Origin of the sequence: Parabacteroides leei (assembly GCF_023369805.1) — a bacterium.
Lineage (GTDB): Bacteria > Bacteroidota > Bacteroidia > Bacteroidales > Tannerellaceae > Parabacteroides > Parabacteroides leei.
Map to the genome: position 1 here is coordinate 66,140 of NZ_JAMBQG010000007.1, position 20,011 is coordinate 86,150.

Here is a 20,011-nt window from a genome sequence, read left to right on the forward strand (position 1 = left end):
GTATTTGGAATCACTATACCAGGTAATATTTTTTAACGTATTAAAATGACAGGGAAGAAAGTAAATAGATAACATAAAGATATAAACGATGATCTTCAAAATATTCCTGACATTCCTTATGACCGTCAGTTTTTGCAGTTGTAACGGACAAAACAGTCATGCAAACAGTATTACTACTGCCACCCCGATGCCTATCAACCGTTTCGATAAAGAAGTGTTTCAACTGATCAATTCGGACGACAGTACACTCAACCAACAGTTACTGGCCAAGTATCCCCAAATGACAGAAATTCTAGGTAAAGGTATTTTGAACATGCAATCGCCGGATATGCTGGGCTTCTTTACGAAGCTTGAGAACTTTTATTCGGAACCGACATTGAAAAGCCTTTATAGCGATGCCATTCAGAAATATGACTCCGTAACAGAACTGGAACAGTCGCTCGGGAATGCTTTTGCCTGGATACATGAAAACTTCCCGGCCATGCAGATCCCGGCTTTATATATGCATGTCTCCGGTTTCAATCAGAATGTATTGGTAGGAGACAGTTTATTATCGCTCTCTATCGATAAGTATATGGGAGAAGATTACCCTCTGTATCAGGATTTCTTTTATGACTACCAACGCCGTAAAATGCAGCCGTCACACGTAGTTCCCGATTATGTAGCAGGTTGGCTGATGTCCGAATATCCGTTCACAGGAAAAGAGAATGTACTGCTCGACCGTATGATCTATGAAGGTAAGATTAAATATCTGGTTCTATCGGCTCTACCGGAAATGACACCGGCCAGTCTGTTCGGTTATACGGATGAAGCATGGGAATGGTGTAAAAACAACGAAGCAAAATTATGGAAAGCGATTGTGGAGCGTAAACATTTATATACTCCCGACCAAATGACGACCATGAAATACTTCGAAGATATGCCTGCACAGTTCCTGACAAGCGATGCACCGGGGAATATCGGAAGTTGGGTCGGCCTGCAAATCGTAACCCAATATATGAAGGAAACGAATGCGACCCTTGAAGCATTGATGAAAAACGAAAATGCACAGGAAATACTGACTTTATCCAAATACAAACCATAGGGCACAAAAAAACCGCCCTATTCTCACGAACAAGACGGATAACCTAATCTAACTTAATTCTAATACCATGAAAAACACTATATCTTAATAACAGGCCTTGAAGAAAAAAGTTCAACGAACCTGTTTATTTTAATTTCTTTCACAAAATAAAGATCGTGTGAGACCAACAGCACCGTACCTTGATAGTCCTTTATTGCTGCGGTTATTATATTAACACTCTGTATATCCAAATTGTTCGTCGGTTCATCTAAAATAAAAATATCCGGCGTATTATTGCTGACCATCAAGCAACAGATAGCCAACCTCATTTTCTCTCCACCGCTTAACTTTAAACAGGTTTTATCCCATGTACCGACCGGAAAAAGAAAACGACTCAGGATCATTTTTAACTCATGTTCCGGTTTAGCAAACAAATTGAATTGCTCCAACTGTTCAAAGACTGTCAGGCAGGGTTTCACGATCGAATATTCCTGGTCGATATATACATATTTGAAATCGGCACGGTCAATAGAACCGTCGGTCGGCTCCAGTTCACCCAAAATCAATTTCAGCAATGTAGTTTTCCCTGTGCCATTGTTACCGCTGAACTGGATACGGTCACCACTTTTAATTTGAAGATTCAACGGTTCAGACCATAAACGATCCGGGCCATATCCAAAGTTCATACCTTTAACGGTTACCAGTATTTTGCCGATATGAAGATTAGGGGAGTTAAAATCAGTTTTCATCTGTCGCATATCAGGTAAAGCAGTCTGGATATCCGTAATGGTAGAACTGATCGAACTCATTTTCTCATCATGTACATCCTTTAGTTTAACGGTGCTTTGTTCAGCATGCTGTTTCATAGCTCCCATCATTATCCGGGGGATACCTTTCTTTACAGCTGCTTTCTCTCCTCTTACACTCGATTTATTCTTTCTCTCCAATGCTTCCCTGGCTGTTTTCTTTGCCAGGCGCAACTCTTTTTCTTTTTCATTCAACTGATTTTGTAAGGCTACTAATACCTGTTCCTTTTGTTCTTTATAAAATTCATAATTACCCCCATACAGAGTTACCTTACTTCTGTCCAGTTCACAGGTATAAGGTAACAGATTCAACAAAGTCCGGTCGTGGCTCACGATAAGCATCGTGGCACGACTCGACTCTATAAAACTGTATAACTTATTTCTGCTTCCGGTATCCAGATGATTAGTCGGCTCATCCATCAGAATAATTTCCGGCGAATGGATCTGCAGGCCTGACAGGAATACTTTTGTCTTCTCCCCGCCACTGAGTAGACGCATGGGCTGATCCGGCTGTATATGTTCCAATCCCCAGAAGGAAAGGGCTGCCAGACTGCGCTCCTCAATATTCCAGTCGTCATCCAATATCGTAAAATTCTCATCAGAGGCATCGCCTGCAATAATGGCATGTAACGCTTTGATCTTAGGTTCCACCTGTAAGGCCTGCATAACCGTAAGTTGATCGTATTGCCCGAAATGTTGGGGCACATAATAGGGGTTGGAAGAACAAACGACCTCGCCGGAAACAGGTTTCAATCCGCCTTCAATAATACGAAGCAAAGTGGATTTACCGGAACCGTTATTTCCGACTAATGATAATTGCTCTCCTTTATTTACCGTCAAATTAATATTCTGAAATAGTGGTTCTTTATCCGCATGGATATAGCTAAGCTGCTGTACTGATATGCACATAGACTAATTTCTTTAAAAATGTTAGACACTGAAATGGATTAAAAAGATATGCCGGAGAATGGCATCTGGATAGCCGGGAGGGAACAAATAAGGCTTTCAGTTCAAGGACCGAAAGTATACTACTATTATGCGAAAACCGGCTTTACTTAAGATATTTTCATCGGAGTATTTATAAAATTATGTGACAAAGATAAGAATACTTTTTCCATATTTCCAAATAGTATGCAAAATCTGTATTAAACCATGTCCCCTTTCCCGTTGTTATAAGGAAAAATGAAACGAGAAATGTCAAAACATACAAGCAAAAACACGCTCGAACGGATCGAAACAACCGAAAGAGCCTGGTGGAAAGAGGCTGTTATATATCAAATCTATCCCCGTAGTTTTAAAGACAGTGATGGCGACGGGATCGGCGACCTGACCGGTATCCTTACTAAACTGGACTATATACAAAGCCTGGGGGTAGACGTAATCTGGCTAAATCCTATCTTTCTCTCTCCCAACGATGATAACGGATATGATATCAGCGATTATTACGAAATCATGAAAGAATTCGGTAATATGGAAGACTTCGACAGGCTGCTCCACGAAATCCATAAACGGGGCCTTCGTCTCGTACTCGACCTGGTAGTCAACCACACCAGTGACGAACATCCCTGGTTTGAAGAAGCACGTAAATCGCGCACCAATCCCTATTATACTTATTATCATTGGTGGCCGGCCGAACAAGGAGAACCACCTTTACGTCCCAGTTATTTCGATGAAGACGGTACTGCCTGGGCTTATAATAAGCAGACAGACTCTTATTATCTTCATTATTTCTCTCGAAAACAGCCGGATCTCAACTGGGAGAACCCTGATGTAAGACGTGAGATTTTCGATATGATGAAATTTTGGTTCGACAAAGGTATCGACGGCTTCCGTATGGATTCTATTTCATTGATTGCAAAAGATGTTTCATTCCCCGAAATAGACTTAAAACAATTTCCCGGCTTATTCGAGTTTTATGCAAAAGGCCAACATCTGCATGATTATTTGCATGAAATGAACCGTGCTGTTTTAAGCCATTATGATTGTATGAGTGTGGGCGAAGGTTCTGCCGTACCGGTTGAAGATGTTGCCAAATTCGTCGATCCGGATCGTGAGGAGCTAAATATGCTTTATCATTTTGACGCAGCCCGTATCCGGAACACATCACTTCCTGATTTTCCGGACACAGGTATCGATTACAGCCTGATCAGTCTAAAAAAGATGTTCGCCGAATGGGATAAAGCGGTGGATAGAGGCTGGCCCTCCATCTATCTGGGTAACCATGACCAACCGCGTATGATTTCACGTTTCGGTAGCGACGATCCCCGGTTTCGTTCCATATCCGCCAAAATGCTGACCACTTTCCTGCTGACCATGCGAGGCACACCTTACTGGTTTGCGGGCGATGAGATAGGGATGTGTAATATATGTTTCGAAAACATAGACGATTACAATGACATCGATACAAAAAACAGATATAAGAAAACTGAAAAGGAAGGTGGAGATACACAGGCCTTCCTAGAAGAACAGAAACAAATCGGCCGTGATAACGCCCGTACCCCGTTCCAGTGGGATAAATCAGAAAATGCCGGATTCACCACTGGAAAACCCTGGATAAAAGTAAATCCGGATTACCAGACTTTCAACGTTACTTCTGAAGAGAAAGAAAAAGATTCCATCTTGAATTATTTCAAAAAAGTCATCGCTTTCCGTAAAGAAAACCCCAACCTGGTATATGGTACATTTACCTTGCTGGATACAAATAACCCCAAAGCATTCCTCTACCTGCGGGAAAGTGAAGGCGACCGTTTTCTGGTGGCCCTCAACTTTACTCCTTTGGTTGCGATTGCCTTACCGGGATTTCTGCTGGAAGAGGTCGAGGTTGTTCTCTGCAATTATAAAAAGCCCATCGATATAGATGTGAAAGATGAGATCACATTACGACCTTTTGAAGCGATCGTACTGAAACTTCGTCCGAAAACAGAATCTTATATCGACTCATTGGATCTTCTCGAATAATATCAGGTATACGAAAAAAATCAGGGACGGACAAACGATAAACGTTTGTCCTCTTCTGCAAACAATATGGCTGTTTTCACTATTGCCAGGTGGGAATAAGCCTGTGGAAAATTTCCTAATTGTTCTTTCGTATCGAAATCAATATCTTCACTAAATAAGCCCAAATGATTTGAATATTTCAATATTTCATCAAACAATTGCCTTGCCTCCTCTTTCCGTCCGGTAGCAAATAAGGCTTGTACCAGCCAGAATGTACAGATCGTGAAAGCAGAGGCAGGCATACCAAAATCATCCTCACTGTTATAGCGATACATCAATCCCTTATGAAAAAGGTTCTTTTTTACTGCATCTACAGTCTTTATATAGCGAATATCATCAGCACGGATAAAGCCGTAAGGTTCCATCAGTAACAAAGAAGAGTCGAGTGTAAGGTTATCATAGGTTTGAGAGAAACTCTGTATTTCCTCTTTCCAACCGTTTTCAAACACATCCTTCCGTATCTCGTCCGCCTCTTGTTGCCACCGTTCAATATAAACAGGTTTATCCAACATGGAGGCTATCCGTACCCCACGATCCAGGGCCACCCAGCACATCACTTTTGAGGAAACAAAATGACGGCTCTCACCTCTTATCTCCCAAATACCCTTATCCGGTTTCCTCCAATCGACTATAACCATGGAAAGGATACTTTTCACCATTTCCCACATATCTTCTATTTCATCCAGTGTACCGGGCATTAAACGATAATATTGGTAGATCAGGTCCATCAGATAACCAAAAGAGTCATTCTGCCGTTGATGATAGGCATCATTTCCGATCCGCACCGGCGTTGAATGTTTATAACCGGATAAATGAGATAAAATCGTTTCCGTTAATATTGTTTCCCCTCTTATTCCATACATGATCTGATACGATTCATGACGGGCTACAATACGTTTCAAGGTATTGCGAAGTCATATTATAGATGACCTCTCCCCGGGCATAATCGGGAGCCGGATCGTAGTTGACCTTAAAACGGGGTTTCCCTTTCACAAGATGGATATAACGATAAAGTTCAGCCGGAAGATAATGCTCATTCTCCCTGGAACGATAACAAGGCATGAAGTCTAACACCACAAACTCTTCCGTCTGTGAAAAAAAACGGGTAGAGAGGATATTGGTCTGAGGAACGTATGTTTGTGTAATCTGATAACTTTCATCCACTTCGAAACCAAAATTTCCACCTTTCTCCCTGTCGAGTAAACAGGCGAAGATGGACGGCGAGTCAAAATCAGGAAAACACAGCCATTCGATGTTACCTGTTTCCGAGATGAGTGCCGCCGTACGACAATTACCAATGACTCCATAATTCAGATTATTCATATCATTTGTTTTATTTTATTTCCTAGTAATCCTTTGATAAATCCTAACGCTTCTTTCAGGCGTTCTTTAGCATTCTCTTTTTTATCCGTTACATAAGGAACGGTAATATTACGAAGAAACGGCAAGACATCCGACTGCAGCGGTAAATTGAAGTTTGCGACTTCCGATACATCCCCGACCTTAATTGTTATCGTCTTTTTGGATAAGACACAAAACATATCCTCATCCGTTGTATCGTCTCCGATCGCCAGAATAAAATCATAACGTTTTTTCAGCAGCAGCCGATTCACTTCTGAACCTTTATTATATTCGGGGGATTTGATCTCAACCACTTTATTTCCTTGTATAATCTGCAAGTTCAGACGCATACAAATTGGATACAATGTATTGATCATCTGCTGAACCCTGAGAGAACCCAGCCAGACATCACACTCCCGGTAATGCCAGGCTAATGCCGTTTCTTTCATTTCCAGACGTGAATGAGGTGTTTTTTCCACAAACTTATGCAGAATGAACAATAACCTGGTATCCCACTCTTCTTTCTTCTGATTCTTATGCCAAACCCCATCCTCTTTGTAAAAAGCGCCGTGTTCGGCAGCAAAAGAAATCGGTAAACCACCCAACCATTTTTCCAATGTCAAATGATCACGTCCACTGTTAATGACAACATGATTGGCCGGATCATCCGACAATTGTTTCAGAAAGTCAAGCAATTCGTGAGTAGGTACGGCATCTTCCGGACGCGCTTCAAGAGCAGCCAGGGTACCGTCATAATCCAATAGAATCAAACGTTGGCTGGCATTCCGGTAAGCTTGCCGGATTATTGCCGTCGTTTCTTTGGAGATCCGTTTGCTTCGAAGCATTTCATTTCTACGGAATGTTTCGTCCAGGCTGTTCACAAAATCAGAAGCCCATTTCTCAACCGTCTGTACGGAAATGACAGCCTGCATACGTTGTAAACGTTCTTTCTGCTCTTCCACCGGCATTTCCAGGGCCCGACAGATAGTCTGTTCTATCTGTTCAGTATCATTCGGATTGATCAGTAAAGCATCCGTCATTTCGACGGCGGCTCCTGCCATTTCGCTTAATATCAAAACACCGGTCGTATCCGATTTGGCCGCCACATATTCCTTGGCAACCAGATTCATTCCGTCACGCAATGGGGTTACCAGAGCAACATCGGCAACGTAATACATAGCTGTCAGTTCCTCTAATGAAAAGCCGTGGTAAAAATAGCAAACCGGTGTCCAGTCCATTGTCGAGTAACGACCGTTAATTGATCCGATCTCCTCGTCAATCCTAGTTTTCAGTTCCGCATAACTTCCTACGTGGTCACGGGAAGGGACAATCACCATAGCCAACGTTACCTTTCCATGATATTCGGGATGTTTTTCCAGGAAAGAGGAGAATCCCCATAGACGGTGCAAGATACCTTTACTGTAATCCAGGCGATCGACCGACAGTATCAGTTTGTTACTTCCGAACAATTTACGGGTCCGGTCGATAGCCGAGCGGACTTCGGGTTTTCTAGGTGCTTCGTGATAGAGTTCATAATTAATTCCCATCGGTAAAGCGTCCACCCGGACAATACGATCTCCCAACTGTATCTCATCCATCTTGAAATCGGTATGGAGTACTCGTTCCACAGCACTGATAAAATGCCGCATATAATCATGTGTATGGAAGGCTATAAAATCCGCCCCTAGCAGTCCTTTCAGAATTTCCGCCCGTTCCGGCAAAATACGGAACAGTTCATAAGACGGAAAAGGTATATGATGGAAATAGCCGATACTTAGTTCCGGACATGCTTTCCGTAACATAGCCGGAAGCAGCATCAACTGATAATCCTGTATCCATACTTGATCACCGGGCTTTACCCTACGGCATATTTCGTCACAAAAAAGTTGATTAACCACCTGATAAGATTGCCAGAAGCTATTCTTATAGAGAGTATATACAAAGAAATAGTGGCATAAAGGCCAGATCGTACTGTTGCTATATCCTTCGTAATATTTTTCGATATGCGATCCGGATAAAAAGACCGGATGAAAGTTCATTACTTCTAGCCTGGAACCGATCTCTATTTTCTCTTCCTCTTTGTCTACACATATACCCGGCCATCCTATCCAATGCCTTTCATAAGAAGTCCGTAGAGAATCCAAACCGGTAGTCAGTCCCCCCTCACTCCGGGAAAACACAAAGGCTCCGTTCTGTTTAGCGACTTTGACCGGTAATCTGTTTGATATTATATAGAGTTTCATATTGATTACGGGGCAAAGACTGTGCCAAAACAGCCCATAAAACAACTTTTAGCTGACAATCAATAAGTTATAGAAGATGAATATAAATGGGAAAATCCGACTCCCTTTTAAAATGGAAGTGTCTTTTTCATTTTGGAAGGGTTCTTAAGAACAATACAACCTATGAACCAGTAGATAAAATGAATGAGAACAAGCTGCTTGCCCGTGGCATAATGGTAGTCGGCCAGGATGGCAAAATTGTTTATGTGCAATATGTGAAAGACATCAATCAGTAGCCAGACTACAAAACGACAATTGCAGCTGTAGAGTTGACAGATGACAGTTGAGCTTCGCGCTCGGTAAATAAATCGGTTGAAAGCCGAAATAACTGTCAACTGTCACTTGTCAACTTCAGAAATATTTCATTTCTGATAAGTGGTAAACCTACTACCCTTTCAAAACCACTAACACCTTCATTGGCCCATGAGCTCCCAGTACTAAAGCCTGTTCAATGTCGGCTGTTTTGGATGGGCCGGAGACAAAGAAACCGTATTTATAGTCGGAACCTTCTATCTGCCGGTAGGCTTCATGCATATTATTAACCAAAGCATCTTTATCAATAATAATTACCAGGGCGGTCGTGATAAAATAAAGTGCCTTGAACTTCACCTGCTGTGTAATCCACACGGCACCATTCTCCGCTACCCCGAAACAGCCTTCTACAATAGCTAGATCGGTATTATTCAACTCCCGGGGATCAGAAACGAAATCCGGGTTGAAGGTGGCACAAGTTATCTCCGGTAAGTTAGAGCCGATACGTTTTACCTCCGGAAAATGCCGGCAGATCAATTCATTAATATCACTCCCCGGCTGCCATACGACAGTCTGACCACCGGCTGCTTCCAGCGAATCGGAGAACTGTTTGAGCTTATCTTCGTAAGTGATTGCATCCAATGTGATTTCCGGTCGTTCGTAACGTGTTCCGGTATGCTTGCGGATACGGAATAATATATCATCTTTTGTACTCATCTTATTTTACTTTGTTTTTCTTCCACATATCATTAAAAGACTCTTTGGCAAAAGCCGGCAGTTCACGTCCTTTTCCCCAGGCATTCAAACCATTGTATACCATAAAACGGGGCAGCTTATTAACCAACGGAGCAAACTTTAATGCCGTATTGAACAACCCCGGACGTTCCATCAGGAACTTCATTCCACCGGACATCACCTTCTTCTCCGGACTGGCTTTGCCAAACTTATCCAACTCCTGACGCCAACGATAAATCTGTTCGCCCAGATCGATCTTGACAGGACAGACATTCGAACAAGATAAACATAAGGAACAAGCCGACACATTATCCGAATACTCCACAGGATTCTTCAGCATACCCAAATTAATTCCGATCGGACCGGGAATAAAATAGGTATAGGAATAACCTCCGCTACGTCGATAAACAGGACAGGTATTCATACATTCCCCGCAACGGATACAGTTGAGCGTACGGATATGATCCGGCCTGGCCAGAATATCGCTTCGTCCGTTATCCACTATAATAATATGGAACTCACCTCCATCAGCCGGCTTGCGGTAATGGGAAGTATATGAAGTGATAGGTTGCCCGGTACCGGAACGAGCCAGTAAACGGGTAAAGACTCCCAGAGCCTCCAGATCAGGTACAATCTTTTCCATACCCATCACAGCAATATGTACTTTTGGAAAAGAGGTTCCCATATCAGCATTCCCTTCATTTGTACAAACAACGATCTCACCGGTGGATGCTACTGCAAAGTTCACTCCTGTCATGGCTACATCTGCATGCAAGAATTTTTCGCGCATATTCTTACGGACTTCATGTGTCAAGTAGGTAGGATCAAAGTTTCCTTTCTCCGTTCCCATCTCATGCTCCATCATTTCTCCAACCTGTTCACGTTTGATATGGATGGCTGGAAGTACGATATGGCTGGGGGTCAGGTGCATTAACTGAAGGATACGTTCACCCAAGTCACTTTCTATAATATCAAATCCTTTTTCCTGAAGATACTCATTCATACGGCATTCTTCGGTCAGCATCGATTTGCTCTTTATCAGATTACGAGCACCATGCTGCTGAAGGATATTGCGAACGATCTCATTATGTTCGGCTGCATCTTTCGCCCAATGTACGATCGCTCCGTTTGCCCTGGCGTTTTCTTCAAACTGTTCCAGCAATGTATCGAGGTGACTGTTTGAATACAGCTTAATATCACAAGCCAGTTCACGCAGACGTTCCCATTCTGGAAGCGAACGGCTCATTTTATCTCTCTTGACACGAACCATCCAAAGTGTTTCGTCGTGCCAGGCTTCCTGTTTCCTGTTTTCAATGAAACGGGCAGCGGCTATTGAATGTTTTGTGCTCATAATCCGGCGGCTAATATTTGAGTAATATGGATCGTTTGAATAGGCAGATGTTCACGTTTGATAACACCTTCCATATGCATCAGGCAGGAACTGTCGGCACCGGTGATATATTCGGCACCGGTCTCCAGATGATCTTTTACCTTATCGTGCCCCATGCAGACAGACACTTCGGGTTCTTCCACGGCAAACATTCCACCAAAGCCACAACATTCGTCTATGCGTTTCGGCTCTAGAATTTCGATACCGTTCACCAGTGCCAGCAAATCGCGCAATTTAGAGAAATAAGGGATATTCAACTCACTGGGTGACGACAAATGTAATTCGCGTACGCCGTGGCAACTGTTATGGATACTTACTTTATGAGGGAAAACAGCCGGTAATTTATCCGGCTTTACGACGTCGTGAAGGAACTCACAGATATCATATATCTTACCACTGTTCAGGCAGGCATGCCCTCCGGTTTTCAATATACCCGGATGATTTTCTTTCACGAAAGCGACACAGCTGGCCGAGGGACCCACCACATAATCGTATTGCCGGAATAGTTCTTCCATACGAAGAGCCAACTTCAGCGACTCATTCTCGAAACCGGCATTTGCCATCGGCTGACCACAACAAGTCTGGTCCAAAGGGTAATCGACATCCAGGCCCATGTGTTTTAAGAGTTTGTAGGAGGCTACGCCTACCTCCGGATACACCGCATTGATATAACACGGGATAAATAGTCCTATCTTCATATTGGTTGATAAATTATAACATAAATATAACCACCCTTGTTCCGGTTATGTTCTTCAAAATCGTTATTTATCTGCGAGACCCGGATGGAAATCTAATTGAGATTTCGACTTACAATTACTTATTCCACCAAACCGACGTTGTCAACAAATCGCTTCCCTGACGTGCTACCGCTTGCTGGTATTGTTCCTTATTCAGCTGAATTTCGCTGTTAGGATAAAGCAGACGCGACGGAATGGTATTGATGCCTATTGGGTCAAAATATTTGGTAATATCCTGACCGTCGACTGTTCCAGTCCATACAACATCCCCTTTTTTAATCAAAAAAGAAGGATAGCCGGTACGACGATATTCCGACCAAGCCTCATTTCCCTGCAACAACAGGGCGACCCACTTTTGTGTAAGAACCGTTTCGGCAGTGGCAGATGTAACATTGGACAGGTAAGTTTCGATAGCAGTTTCCTGCACCCCCCATTTCTGCATCGAGGCACGGATACCACTCCTATAGTACTGTTCATCCCAGTTCTTATATTCGGAAAGGATAAATTGCAGTTCCGAATATTCCATCAGAACTTCCCGATAATCACTTTTGTAGATTTCAGTACCGGGTCTGCTCACCTTGTCGGGGTTAACCAAGCTGGCGGTATACATATCCAGTCCATACGACTGCCCTATATATTCACCATCGATATTCGGCTGTGCAAATACGGCCAGGCGAGGATCTTCGATCGTAAAAGGTCCCCGTTTCCCTTTCAGGAAATCTACCAGGACATTACTTACTGCATAATCGTTACGATTCGCCAGAATAGTGGCCGCATAGAACGGGGCCTGGTTTGGGGCAGACGTTTCATAAGCCAGGGAAGCATTATCCTCGTTACTTTCAAAAATCGGATATGTGGAAGGGTTACTGATAATCTCCTTCATCCGTACATCTGCTTCCTGCAATTTGTGACGAACACGATTGGCGATACGCAAGCTCAGGCTGTTAGACAGTTTCTGCCATTTCGAAGCGTCACCGTTATAGATGGCATCGCCCTGTCTAAAGGCGGGTTGGTCGACATCTATTTGCAGAGAGGCTTCTTTCAACTCGTTCAGCATATCTTTATAGATATCCTCCTGGATGGCATATTGGGGATAAATGATGTCCTCTTCCGCTTTACCGGAGTCGAACGCCGGATTCTTTCCTGCATACGAATTATAAGGAATGTCCCCCCAGGCATCTGTCATGATCTGGTAAGTCCAGACTTTTAAGATACGGGAAGCGGCAATCTGGTTTTCATTCGGGCCGTTGGCCGCAGCCTGCAGACGAGTCTCTTCACGGGTATTCAACCGGATGATCTCGTCAAGGTTATTCTGTGCCAGATAAAGATCGCTCCAAACCGTATTACCGGTCGTACTCAGCCAGTAGTAGCGGTCGGCATCCGTATAGGTATTGTTAGCCAGCCACTGTACATACAAGTCTGTTCCGCCTATCGACAAGGTAGTGGAACGGACAGCATTCATGATCTTTTTCTCTACATTCGATATAAGCGACTGGGTCGGGACTTCCTGCGGGCTGTTCGGGTCTTTGTTTATATCTCCGAAATCACTACATGCCGCAAACAGCATGGCAAAGCCTGTAAGGAGTATATGATGATATTTGATTCGTTTCATAATTCTTTGTTGTTTGATTGTTAAAACTTAATACCGACAGTGAAACCATAGGTAACAGGTGAAGGGATATTCCCTCCATCGAGTCCCTGTACATTCCCGGAGCTCTGTGTAAAATCGGGATCGAAATACTTATTGGCCTTCCAGATTGTCCACACATTGTTGGCAAAGGCAGATACACGCAAGTCTCTCACCACCGAACGGTTTGCCAATGGAATGGTATAACCGGCACTGATCTCTCGCAGTTTCACATACGAGGCGCTGAATACATTCTGTGCCTGCACTCCGCTGCTATGCGAACGTCCCCAGTCGAAAGCCGACACCTGCACATCGTTCGGACGAACGTTACTTACCTGGTAGGAACCGTCCGGATTGAAAGTAACATCCCCCTGTACACCTTCCAGCACCAAGCCGTTTTCCCGTATTCCCCCGGCTGCCGTAGAAGCAAGCGTACCGGAATACATACCATACTCATGTGTAACAGAGTAAAAATGTCCCCCACTCCGTACATCGATCAGGAAACCGAAATCAAAGTTCTTATAACGGAAGCTGTTACGCATACCGCCCAGCCAGTCCGGAAGGATACTTCCCAGCGACTCGGTCTGTGCTGTCTTCACATAAACACCCTGGCTATTGACGACACGGTTACCCTGTGCATCGTACACATAGTTGAAACCGGTCAACTCTCCGTAAGGACTTCCTACTGTTGCATGCAGATCGACAAAGGAAGAAGCTATCTGTAAGGTTTGCAGGTCACCATTCAATTTTTCTACACGGTTGATATTTTTCGACCAGTTAAATATCGCTTCCCACTGGAAGTCGGGAGTCCGGACAGGAACAATAGTCGCCACTAACTCCACACCTTTATTACTTATCTCACCGGCATTCATCCACTGACTGGTATAACCGCTTGAAGCAGCCAGGGGAACCCGCATAATCTGATTTTTCGTCCGGTTATTATAGTAGGTCAAATCCAGTCCGGCACGATTATTCCAGAACTTCAGTTCCAGTCCGGCTTCTACCGAATGAGTCAGCTCCGGTTTCAGACGTGCATTGTTCAATGTTACATCCAGTGCATAACCGGGGACGCCAGCGAAAGAGCTGCCCGTATATTCATAAGCACGTGACAGGCTGTAAGGATCGGTATCGTTTCCCACCTGCGCCCAACCCAACCGTAGCTTTCCGAAGGTCAGCCAGGGATATTCCTTTATGGCATTCAACTCGGAAAAGATGAAACTACCGGAAAAAGAAGGATAGAAATAAGAATTATCATCAGCCGGCAGCGTAGACGACCAGTCATTACGGAATGTAGCATCGAGGAAAAGCATATTCTTCCAGCCCACATTGATACTGCCAAACAGGGAGCGTATCTCTTTCCGGTAAGTCTTCTCTATATTCGATACGCTTCCGGCATTGCTCAGGTTATAATATTCGGGGATGATTAGTCCGCCCTGCGTTTCCGCATTATTGAGATTCCTCCGTTGCGACATCAGGTTCACTCCGGCAAAAGCGGTAAATCTAAAATCCTTTACATCTTTATTATAATGCAATATGCCTTCATAATTGAACTCCTGGAAACGCTGGATATTTTCTGAATACTTCGAAGTGGTACGGGAGTAAACGGCAATCCGATCCTCCAGGGCATAAGTATAAATGTCACCGTGTACTTTTGCCGTTGCTTTCAATCCATCTATGATATTCCATTCCATCCCGGCATTACCGTAAACACGATTTCGCTTTTCGTCCGAGTAACTCATATTGGCAGCCCAATAAGGATTATCGATATATTTGGGAGCCAGGTTATTCCAGGCCGTTACATTCCATAATCGTTGTGAACCATCCGGACGACGGTAGTCGGAAAGTTCTTTATAGTCTACCTGGTTCTGTCCCCATGAATATGCTTGCGTCATCACATTCCGGTTGGATGTTCCGGTCCAGGGACGACCTTTCACTCCCGTATTCATATAGTTGACCGAAGCAGTGAAAAGAAAATTACCTTGCTTCACACTACCGCCTGCACTCAGGTTATTACGTTGCAAATGAGAATTAGGAGTGGTACCGGTAGAGGTACGGTTGGAATAAGATACACGGAAAGTCGTGATATCGTTACCGCCGCGCACTGAAATATTATTATCGAACGAGACACCGGTCTTAAAAAAATACATCAGATCGTGATCCGGGTATTTCCACTCTTTCGTCTTCAGATAAAGCGATGGATTTTCAGGATAGAGATTCTCCCAGGAAAGAACCTGCTGACCGTTATATCTCGGTCCCCAACTCTCATCGATCGCATAAGCAGGTACGTTATAGGTCTGCCCGTCGATCGTCACTTGATTGAAGGTCTGTTGGTTACTGGCTCCTCCACCATATAGCTTCTGCATTTCGGGGAAGTTCCGGCGTGCTTGGGTATCAAAACTCACTCCGGTACTGACGGATATTTCCGTCCGGTTCTTATTGGAACCTTTTTTGGTCGTGATCAGGATCACACCGTTGTTAGCTCTGGAACCATACAGCGCCGTAGCCGAGGCACCTTTCAATACGGACATACTTTCTATATCATCCGGATTAATATCGGCAGCAGTATTTCCATAATCTTTATCACCATAACCGACAGCAGTCGTAGAACTACTCAGTTCGGCATTGTCGATAGGTGTACCATCGATCACATACAGAGGTTGGTTGTTTCCAAGCAAGGAGCTGACACCACGTACCAATACGCGGCTCGATCCACCCAGTGCCCCACCGGAGGTAGTCACCTGCAAACCTGCAACTTTACCGGAAAGCAAACCGATCGCATTAGTCTGCCGCGACCGGGTCAGTTCCTCTCCTTTCAGGTCTTGTACCGAATAGGATAATGCTTTCTTCTCTCGCGAAATGCCAAGGGCCGTTACAACTACTTCATCCAGTTGCTGCAAATCAGGAGTAAGAATAATACGCAGAGGAACTCCGCTTCCGGCTTTTACTTCCTGATTTTTATATCCAAGAGAGGATACCACCAACAGGGTGGCAGGTGAAGGAACAGTCAGTTCGAAGTTACCGTCTGCATCAGTCGCCACTCCGTTTGTAGTACCTTTCTCTACTACGGTGGCGAAAGGCATAGTGGTATTATCTTCCCCATTTATCACTTGTCCTTTCACTATGATTTGTGCATTCAAACCCACTGTAAATAACAACAGGAGGATTATTAGCGGAGGCTTTATCAGGTAAACTTTACTTTTCATTTTTATTCATTTAAATTATTAACCTTCTGTCTCTGCAAAAATAGATGAACGGATCACGGTGGGAAATACCATATTCAGGGTATATTCATTCTTATAATCTGACTCGTTCCAGTCATTGTACTATAAATAAAAAGGTGTGTCCGTTGTATTACTCATACCGGACACACCTCGTTATTTAATTAATTCAAATGCTTATTTATACTCCTGCCAACTCTTGATCTGAATATCGTCGATACTTAAAGTACAGAATGCTTCGATAAAGGCACTTGCCAAACGGGCATTAGTGATCAGTGGAACATTCAGGTCGGTAGCGGCACGGCGGATTTTGTAGCCGTTATCCAGCTCACCGGCTGAAAGGTCACGCGGGATGTTGACTACCATGTCGATCTTCTTTTCATGCAACATGGTGAGTGCCTGCGGCTGTTTACCTTCTTCACTCGGCCAGTAAACCTGCGTGCTCGGGATATTATTTTCTTCCAGAAAACGGTGTGTACCGCCGGTTGCAAATAAGCTATAACCTTTATTGGCAAGCTTCCTGGCTGCATCCAGCATCGCGACTTTCTGTTTCGGTGTTCCGGTAGATAATAGGATATTCTTTGCCGGGATACGCTGTCCGACTGCTAACATACTGGTAAGAACTGCTTCCGAAAGATCATCACCGATACAACCGACCTCACCGGTAGATGCCATATCCACACCCAGAACCGGATCGGCTTTCTGCAAGCGGTTGAACGAGAACTGGGATGCCTTGATACCTACATAATCCAGGTCGAACGCATTCTTATGCGGTTTTTCGACAGGCAAGCCCAACATGATACGGGTAGCCAACTCGATAAAGTTTATCTTCAGGACCTTACTTACGAACGGGAAGCTACGCGAGGCACGGAGGTTACATTCGATCACCTTGATATCGTTATCTTTCGCCAGATACTGGATATTGAACGGGCCGGAGATATTCAGTTCCTTCGCAATCTGCTTGCTGATACGTTTGATACGGCGAACCGTCTCCACATACAACTTCTGCGCAGGGAACTGGATCGTAGCATCACCGGAATGGACTCCTGCAAACTCGATATGCTCGCTGATCGCATACATCACGATCTCGCCATGATCGGCTACGGCATCCATCTCTACCTCCTTGGCATGTTCGATGAACTGGCTTACTACCACCGGATGCTTCTTGCTGACGTTAGCCGCCAGTTGCAGGAAGCGTTCCAACTCTTCCTGATTGGAGCAGACATTCATAGCTGCACCACTCAGTACGTAACTCGGACGAACCAAGACAGGGAAACCGACTTCCTCTACAAACTGATTTATATCGTCCATGCTACTCAACTCTTTCCAGCGCGGCTGATCCACACCGATACGGTCGAGCATGGCGGAGAACTTCTCACGGTCTTCCGCATTGTCGATACTCTTCGCCGATGTTCCGAGGATGTTGACGTGCTGTTCGTCCAGGCGCATCGCCAGGTTGTTCGGAATCTGGCCTCCGGTAGAGACGATCACACCGTGCGGATTCTCCAGTTCGAGGATATCCATTACACGTTCGAATGTCAGCTCATCGAAGTAGAGGCGGTCGCACATATCGTAGTCGGTCGAAACCGTTTCAGGGTTGTAATTTATCATGACGGAGCGCCAACCTTCCTTGCGGATCGTGTTGAGTGCCTGCACACCACACCAGTCGAACTCTACCGAACTACCGATACGGTAAGCACCCGACCCCAGTACCACGATGGAACGTCTGTCGCCAACATATTGCACATCATTTTCCGTACCACTGTAAGTCAGGTACAGATAGTTGGTCTGTGCCGGGTATTCAGCAGCCAGCGTATCGATTTGCTTTACTACCGGAAGGATACCACGGTATTTACGATCCTGGCGCACCTGGAGGATTGCTTTTTCACCGTCTTCCATCTGTTCTTTGAAGATGGCACGGGCAATCTGGAAATCAGAGAAACCTTGCTTCTTCGCCAGACGGAACAGGTTGTCGGGAATATCGATTATCCTGCTGAAACTTTCCAAAGCCCCCGCTGTCTGGATAATATTATATAGTTTTTGGAGGAACCATTTGTCGATCTTTGTCAGATCATGGATCTGGTCGATCGTATAGCCGGCACGGAAAGCCTTGCTGATTACGAAGATACGACGGTCTGTCGGTTCGTTCAACGCTTTGTCGATATCGGGGATCACCAGTTCCTTGTTTTCCACGAAGCCGTGCATTCCCTGCCCGATCATACGCAGACCTTTCTGGATAGCTTCTTCAAACGTACGGCCGATAGCCATCACCTCTCCTACCGACTTCATGCTGGAACCCAATTCACGGGCAACGCCGTGAAACTTACCCAAGTCCCAGCGAGGGATCTTACAAACCACATAGTCGAGTGCCGGTTCGAAGAAGGCGCTTGTTGTCTTTGTCACCGAGTTCTTCAGGTCGAACAGGCCGTAGCCCAAACCTAACTTGGCAGCAACGAAAGCCAGCGGATAGCCAGTTGCCTTCGAGGCCAGTGCAGAAGAACGGCTCAGACGGGCGTTCACCTCGATCACACGGTAGTCTTCCGACTCCGGATCGTAGGCGTACTGAACGTTACACTCACCCACGATACCGATATGGCGGATGATGCGGATAGCCAGTTCACGCAGCTTATGATAGTCCGTATTGGTCAGTGTCTGTGAAGGGGCGATTACGATAGACTCGCCGGTATGGATTCCCAGCGGGTCGAAATTTTCCATATTACAAACCGTGATGCAGTTGTCAAAACGGTCGCGCACCACTTCATATTCCACCTCTTTCCAACCTTTCAGGCTCTTCTCAACCAATACCTGAGGAGAGAAAGAGAAAGCTTTTTCAACCAGTACATCCAATTCCTCTTCATTATCGCAGAAGCCCGAACCCAGACCACCCAGCGCATAAGCGGCACGAACGATCACCGGATATCCCAGGCTGGCGGCAGCACGACGGGCATCGGCTACATTCTCCACCGCTTCGCTCTTGATCGTCTTTACATCGATCTCGTCAAGCTTGCGGACAAAAAGTTCACGGTCTTCCGTATCCATGATAGCCTGTACCGGGGTACCCAATACACGAACGTTATATTTTTCAAGTACGCCACTCTGGTAAAGCGCTACCCCGCAGTTCAGCGCAGTCTGGCCGCCGAACGCCAGTAGAATACCTTCAGGACGTTCTTTTTCGATCACTTTTTCCACAAAGAAAGGAGTAACGGGCAGGAAATAAACTGTGTCCGCAACTCCTTCCGAAGTCTGTACCGTTGCAATGTTAGGATTGATAAGCACCGTTTGAATGCCTTCTTCCTTGATGGCTTTCAACGCCTGACTGCCTGAATAATCAAACTCGCCCGCCTCACCGATCTTGAGGGCACCGGAACCTAGTATCAGGACTTTCTTTATATCTTCTTTCATATTGACCTTATTTTTCTTGTTAACACTTTTTAGGCGCACTGACTCACCAACGTTGGCGAGCCTGGCTCGCTGACTCCGGAGAGGGATTGTCGCTGCCCCCACTTAGGAGGTGTCTCTACCGTTAGCGAAGAAGCTTCGCTTGTTCACGCAAAGGAGTGTTG

The 20,011-nt window shown here is 44.9% G+C and carries 10 protein-coding genes and 1 pseudogene; 2 read left to right on the top strand and 9 right to left on the bottom strand.

All coding sequences use genetic code 11. From position 1 onward, the window contains the following. Positions 1 to 88 precede the first annotated feature (88 nt). Positions 89 to 1,084, top strand: coding sequence for a gliding motility lipoprotein GldB (gldB, locus tag M1P97_RS11950; RefSeq protein WP_249389210.1), 996 nt, complete (start codon positions 89 to 91; stop codon positions 1,082 to 1,084). A gap of 77 nt (positions 1,085 to 1,161) precedes the next feature. Here gldB and M1P97_RS11955 read toward each other — a convergent pair whose 3' ends face one another. Continuing rightward, entirely contained in the window at positions 1,162 to 2,778 is a 1,617-nt protein-coding gene (locus M1P97_RS11955) for an ABC-F family ATP-binding cassette domain-containing protein (RefSeq protein WP_249389211.1), read from the bottom strand. A gap of 285 nt (positions 2,779 to 3,063) precedes the next feature. On the opposite strand from M1P97_RS11955, the gene M1P97_RS11960 reads away from it, so the two are divergent. After that, the gene (locus M1P97_RS11960) at positions 3,064 to 4,827 is read left to right on the top strand and encodes a glycoside hydrolase family 13 protein (RefSeq protein WP_249389212.1); all 1,764 of its coding nucleotides are present in this window, start codon (positions 3,064 to 3,066) and stop codon (positions 4,825 to 4,827) included. A gap of 20 nt (positions 4,828 to 4,847) precedes the next feature. On the opposite strand, the pseudogene M1P97_RS11965 reads toward M1P97_RS11960, so the two are convergent. The 8 genes and pseudogenes from M1P97_RS11965 to carB form a co-directional block, all read right to left on the bottom strand. Next, a pseudogene (locus M1P97_RS11965) lies at positions 4,848 to 6,189 on the bottom strand (glycoside hydrolase family 15 protein). Further along, complete coding sequence (locus M1P97_RS11970; protein WP_249389213.1) at positions 6,186 to 8,450, bottom strand: bifunctional alpha,alpha-trehalose-phosphate synthase (UDP-forming)/trehalose-phosphatase; 2,265 nt, start codon at positions 8,448 to 8,450, stop codon at positions 6,186 to 6,188. The pseudogene M1P97_RS11965 and the gene M1P97_RS11970 overlap by 4 nt, the downstream one beginning before the upstream one ends. A gap of 426 nt (positions 8,451 to 8,876) precedes the next feature. Further along, positions 8,877 to 9,458, bottom strand: coding sequence for a LutC/YkgG family protein (locus tag M1P97_RS11975; protein WP_249389214.1), 582 nt, complete (start codon positions 9,456 to 9,458; stop codon positions 8,877 to 8,879). Position 9,459: 1 nt separating this feature from the next. After that, positions 9,460 to 10,827, bottom strand: coding sequence for a lactate utilization protein B (locus tag M1P97_RS11980; RefSeq protein ID WP_195372612.1), 1,368 nt, complete (start codon positions 10,825 to 10,827; stop codon positions 9,460 to 9,462). Continuing rightward, a complete protein-coding gene (locus M1P97_RS11985; RefSeq protein ID WP_195372613.1) occupies positions 10,824 to 11,564 on the bottom strand; it encodes a (Fe-S)-binding protein in 741 nt (246 codons plus the stop codon). The genes M1P97_RS11980 and M1P97_RS11985 overlap by 4 nt, the downstream gene beginning before the upstream one ends. 115 nt (positions 11,565 to 11,679) lie before the next feature. Beyond that, entirely contained in the window at positions 11,680 to 13,215 is a 1,536-nt protein-coding gene (locus M1P97_RS11990) for a SusD/RagB family nutrient-binding outer membrane lipoprotein (protein WP_195372614.1), read from the bottom strand. Between the two features lie 20 nt (positions 13,216 to 13,235). Further along, positions 13,236 to 16,433, bottom strand: coding sequence for a SusC/RagA family TonB-linked outer membrane protein (locus M1P97_RS11995; protein ID WP_249389215.1), 3,198 nt, complete (start codon positions 16,431 to 16,433; stop codon positions 13,236 to 13,238). A 192-nt stretch (positions 16,434 to 16,625) separates the two neighbouring features. Continuing rightward, positions 16,626 to 19,850, bottom strand: a complete 3,225-nt coding sequence (carB, locus tag M1P97_RS12000; RefSeq protein WP_249389216.1) for a carbamoyl-phosphate synthase (glutamine-hydrolyzing) large subunit — start codon at positions 19,848 to 19,850, stop codon at positions 16,626 to 16,628. Positions 19,851 to 20,011: the final 161 nt, after the last annotated feature.

Excerpts from the sequence above, each read along its gene's own strand:
- gldB (WP_249389210.1), top strand. The coding sequence starts at position 89 with ATGATCTTCAAAATATTCCTGACATTCCTTATGACCGTCAGTTTTTGC.
- M1P97_RS11955 (WP_249389211.1), bottom strand. The coding sequence starts at position 2,778 with ATGTGCATATCAGTACAGCAGCTTAGCTATATCCATGCGGATAAAGAA.
- M1P97_RS11960 (WP_249389212.1), top strand. The coding sequence starts at position 3,064 with ATGTCAAAACATACAAGCAAAAACACGCTCGAACGGATCGAAACAACC.
- M1P97_RS11970 (WP_249389213.1), bottom strand. The coding sequence starts at position 8,450 with ATGAAACTCTATATAATATCAAACAGATTACCGGTCAAAGTCGCTAAA.
- M1P97_RS11975 (WP_249389214.1), bottom strand. The coding sequence starts at position 9,458 with ATGAGTACAAAAGATGATATATTATTCCGTATCCGCAAGCATACCGGA.
- M1P97_RS11980 (WP_195372612.1), bottom strand. The coding sequence starts at position 10,827 with ATGAGCACAAAACATTCAATAGCCGCTGCCCGTTTCATTGAAAACAGG.
- M1P97_RS11985 (WP_195372613.1), bottom strand. The coding sequence starts at position 11,564 with ATGAAGATAGGACTATTTATCCCGTGTTATATCAATGCGGTGTATCCG.
- M1P97_RS11990 (WP_195372614.1), bottom strand. The coding sequence starts at position 13,215 with ATGAAACGAATCAAATATCATCATATACTCCTTACAGGCTTTGCCATG.
- M1P97_RS11995 (WP_249389215.1), bottom strand. The coding sequence starts at position 16,433 with ATGAAAAGTAAAGTTTACCTGATAAAGCCTCCGCTAATAATCCTCCTG.
- carB (WP_249389216.1), bottom strand. The coding sequence starts at position 19,850 with ATGAAAGAAGATATAAAGAAAGTCCTGATACTAGGTTCCGGTGCCCTC.